General features: G+C 68.7%; 6 protein-coding genes. All 6 read left to right on the plus strand.

What is annotated here, in order from left to right:
- On the plus strand, positions 1-155 hold a 155-nt coding region (locus VGE49_RS05160), incomplete at its 5' end, for a chemotaxis protein CheW (protein WP_331033503.1).
- Between the two features lie 5 nt (positions 156-160).
- Positions 161-634 carry a chemotaxis protein CheW gene (locus VGE49_RS05165; protein ID WP_331033500.1) on the plus strand — a complete coding sequence of 158 codons (474 nt, stop codon included), beginning with the start codon at positions 161-163 and terminating at the stop codon, positions 632-634.
- Entirely contained in the window at positions 631-1,497 is an 867-nt protein-coding gene (locus tag VGE49_RS05170) for a CheR family methyltransferase (RefSeq protein WP_331033501.1), read from the plus strand. Before VGE49_RS05165 ends, VGE49_RS05170 begins: the two co-directional genes overlap by 4 nt.
- Positions 1,494-2,534 carry a protein-glutamate methylesterase/protein-glutamine glutaminase gene (locus VGE49_RS05175; RefSeq protein ID WP_331033502.1) on the plus strand — a complete coding sequence of 347 codons (1,041 nt, stop codon included), beginning with the start codon at positions 1,494-1,496 and terminating at the stop codon, positions 2,532-2,534. The genes VGE49_RS05170 and VGE49_RS05175 overlap by 4 nt, the downstream gene beginning before the upstream one ends.
- An 11-nt stretch (positions 2,535-2,545) precedes the next feature.
- Positions 2,546-2,935: a response regulator gene (locus tag VGE49_RS05180; protein WP_292084252.1), complete on the plus strand. Its 390-nt coding sequence runs from the start codon at positions 2,546-2,548 to the stop codon at positions 2,933-2,935.
- Positions 2,932-3,270: chemotaxis protein CheD (locus VGE49_RS05185; RefSeq protein WP_414643598.1), on the plus strand; the 339-nt coding region annotated here is incomplete at its 3' end. The genes VGE49_RS05180 and VGE49_RS05185, both read left to right, overlap by 4 nt.

The following is a 3,270-nucleotide window of genomic DNA, read 5'->3' on the forward strand; positions in this document are numbered from 1 at the left end:
TCAAGAGCCTGGAAACCAACTACCGCCACGTCGACGGCGTTTCCGCCGCCACCATTCTGGGCGACGGCAGCGTCGCCCTGATCCTCGACATCGACGCCCTGGTCATCGCCGGGCGCCGCAAATCCAACCGCCCTGAACTGAAGATGGCGAGCTGAGCACCATGACCGAAGTCACCTCCAACGTCACCGGCGCCGACCGTGAACTGATCGCCTTCCGCATCGGCGAGCAGGAATTCTGCGTCGACATCATGAACGTCCGCGAGATCCGCGGCTGGACCCCGGCCACGCCGCTGCCGCGCTCGCCGTCCTACATGAAGGGCGTCATCAACCTGCGCGGCATCGTCCTGCCGATCATCGACCTGGGCGCCCGCTTCGGCTTGGCCACGGCCGAGCCGACCGCCCGCCACGTCATCATGGTGGCCCATGTCGGCAACCGTCTGGTCGGCCTGCTGGTCGACGCCGTGTCAGACATCGTGCAGCTGACGGACTCGACCATCCAGCCGACGCCCGACGTCGCCAGCGACCACGTGAAGACCTTCGTCAAGGGCATCTTCGCCGTCGAGGGCGGCCGCATGATCAGCCTGATTGATCTGGAACACGTCCTGCCGGCCGAAAGCGAAGCCGAGGCCGCATGACCACCGCCTCCGGGCGGGCGTCCCTGGTGGAAGGCGAGTTCGTCTTCACCGCCGAGGATTTCCGCCACATCGCCCAGACCCTGCACGCCCACGCCGGCATCGCCCTGAGCGAGGGCAAGGCCGCCCTGGTCTATTCGCGCCTGGCCAAACGGCTGCGCCTGCTGGGGCTGCGCAGCTTCCGCGACTACTGCGCCCTGATCGAGGGCGTGGAGGGCGTCGACGAGCGCCAGGCCATGACCGCGGCCCTGACCACCAACGTCACCCGCTTCTATCGCGAGCCGCACCACTTCGATCACCTGCGCGACCACGTCATGCCGGAACTGGCGGCGCGGGCGCGGGCGGGCGGACGCGTGCGCCTGTGGTCGGCGGCCTGCTCCAACGGACAGGAGCCCTATTCGATGGCCCTGACCGTGCTGGACGTCCTGCCGGAAGCCGCGGATCTGGACGTGCGCATCCTGGCCACCGACATCGACCCCAACATGGTGGCCGAGGGCGCGGCGGGGATCTATTCCGAGGAGCTGCTGTCGCCGGTCCCCGTCTCGGGCCGCAAGCATTTCGATCCCGTCGCTGCCCGTCCCGGCCTGTTCAGCGCCAACGAGACCCTGCGCCGTCTGGTGTCGTTCCGCGAACTGAACCTGATCGGCGACTGGCCCATGCGGGGCAAGTTCGACGTCATCTTCTGCCGCAACGTGGTCATCTACTTCGACGACGCGACCCAGGAGCTGGTCTGGAGCCGCTTCACCCCGATGATGAACCCCGGCGCCACCCTCTACATCGGCCATTCCGAGCGCGTCAGCGGCCCCGCGGTTGCGCAACTGCAGACCTGCGGCCTGACGGCCTACAGGCTGGGAGGCCGGGCATGAGCGAACCTGTCCGCGTCCTGATCGTCGACGACAGCGCCACCATGCGCAGCCTGATCAGCGCCGTCCTGCGTCGCGATCCCGAGATCTCGGTGGTCGGCACGGCGGCTGACCCGCTGGAGGCCCGTACCGCCATCAAGGAGCTGAACCCCGACGTCATCACCCTGGACGTCGAGATGCCCAATATGAACGGGCTGGAGTTCCTCGAGAAGATCATGCGCCTGCGGCCCATGCCCGTCGTCATGGTCTCGACCCTGACCCAGGCCGGGACCGACGTGACCCTGGCGGCGCTGGAAGTCGGCGCCGTGGACGCCGTGGCCAAGCCCGCGCCGGGCGTGCCGGCCCAGGAAGCCTTCGCCGACCTGGCCGACAAGGTGAAGATCGCCGCCCGCTCGCGGGTCCGGCCGCTGGAAACGCGCGAGACACGCGCGGTAGACGGCGCCTATCGCGCCGACCCAAACCACATCCTGGCCATCGGCGCCTCGACCGGCGGGGTGGAGGCCCTGCTGAACATCCTGACGGCCTTCCCGGCCAACTGCCCGGCGACGGTGGTGACGCAGCACATGCCCGCCACCTTCACCAAGAGCTTCGCCGCCCGTCTGGACAAGGCGTCCGGCGCCACGGTGACCGAGGCCGTGGACGGCGCGCCCCTGATACCGGGCCATGTCTATATCGCCCCCGGCGGCGAGCGGCATCTGGAGGTCTCGGGCGGGCGTTGCCGTCTGGTCGCAGGCGATACGGTCAACGGCCATCGCCCCTCGGTGGACGTCCTGTTCCATTCGGTCGCCCGTCTGGGCCGCCCCATGACGGGGGTCATCCTGACCGGCATGGGCAAGGACGGCGCCAAGGGCCTGCTGGCCATGCGTCAGGCCGGCGCCCGCACCCTGGGTCAGGACGAAGCCTCCAGCGTCGTCTACGGCATGCCGCGCGCCGCCTTCGAGCTGGGCGCCGTGGAGCGCCAGCTGTCTCTGCCCCGTCTCGCCCCCGCCATTCTCGACCTGTGCGCCGCCGGCGCCCACGCCTCAAAGCCTGTCGCGTAAGGACTACCCGTATGCCCGCCGCTTCCGCCCTCAATGTTCTGGTCGTCGACGACCAGCTGACCATGCGCTCCCTGGTCCGCAACAGCCTGCAGCAGATCGGCGTGCGCGAGATCAGCGAAGCCGCCGACGGCGAGCTGGCCCTGCGGTCCATCATCACCAAGCCGGTGCATCTGGTGATCTCGGACTTCAACATGCCGAACCTGGACGGTCTGGGCCTGCTGCGCGCCATCCGCGCCCACCCGCCGACCTCCAAGACCGCCTTCATCATGCTGACCGGCCGCGCCGACCGCGAACTGGTGCAGCGCGCCGTGCAGTTCGGCGTGAACAACTACCTGGTCAAACCCTTCACCACCGCCCAGCTGAAAGACAAGCTGGAAGGCGTGTTCGGCCCGCTGACATGATCCGCGCCGGCGATCAGCACATGACCGAACGGCGGATCCACGTCGGACAGGGCGAGCACTATGTGACGTCCGATCCCGATGTCGTGCTCTCGACCGTGCTCGGCAGCTGCGTCGCCATGTGCCTGCGCGATCCCGTGGCCGGGGTCGGCGGCATGAACCACTTCCTGCTGCCCGAAGGGGCCGGGGCGGGCACCGACGCGGGACGTCGCTACGGCGCCTACGCGATGGAACTCCTGATCAACGACGTGCTGAAGGCGGGCGGGCGTCGCGACCGGCTGCAAGCCAAGCTGTTCGGCGGCGGCCGCATGTTCGATTCGCTGAAGGACGTGGGCACG

The sequence above is a fragment of the Brevundimonas sp. genome, assembly GCF_036405315.1.
Classification (GTDB): domain Bacteria; phylum Pseudomonadota; class Alphaproteobacteria; order Caulobacterales; family Caulobacteraceae; genus Brevundimonas.

What these genes read in the sequence shown, in the direction of transcription:
- VGE49_RS05180 (WP_292084252.1), top strand. Translation starts at nt 2,546, where the DNA reads ATGCCCGCCGCTTCCGCCCTCAATGTTCTGGTCGTCGACGACCAGCTG.
- VGE49_RS05165 (WP_331033500.1), top strand. Translation starts at nt 161, where the DNA reads ATGACCGAAGTCACCTCCAACGTCACCGGCGCCGACCGTGAACTGATC.
- VGE49_RS05170 (WP_331033501.1), top strand. Translation starts at nt 631, where the DNA reads ATGACCACCGCCTCCGGGCGGGCGTCCCTGGTGGAAGGCGAGTTCGTC.
- VGE49_RS05175 (WP_331033502.1), top strand. Translation starts at nt 1,494, where the DNA reads ATGAGCGAACCTGTCCGCGTCCTGATCGTCGACGACAGCGCCACCATG.